This is a genomic window from Bradyrhizobium sp. Kon69 (assembly GCF_055807515.1).
Window position 1 is genome coordinate 1 of record NZ_JBVVOS010000342.1, and the last position, 274, is coordinate 274.

A 274-nucleotide genomic window follows, 5' to 3' on the forward strand; every position below is an offset into this window, starting at 1 on the left:
CGACCCGGCCGGTCGGCTGCAGCGGCACCGGGATGCCGTTGCAGGTCAGCAGATAGCGCTGCGGTGGCAAGCCGCTCACCTTCACTTGCAGACGCTCCAGGGACGAATCCACATAGCGCACCGTGCCGCCCGCCGTGCCCTCTTCGCCCAGCACATGCCAGGGTTCCAAAGCCTGGCGCAGCTCCAGTTCGATGCCGCTGACGGCATAGTCGCCCACCTTGGGGAAACGGAACTCCAGGTGCGCGGCAAACCACTCGGCGCGCAGCGGATAACC

At 67.2% G+C, this 274-nt stretch carries 1 protein-coding gene; it reads right to left on the reverse strand.

What is annotated here, in order from left to right; all coding sequences use genetic code 11:
* A partial coding sequence (locus AC0L3U_RS39395; protein ID WP_473365121.1) for a transglutaminase family protein occupies positions 1-274 on the reverse strand: 274 nt, incomplete at both ends.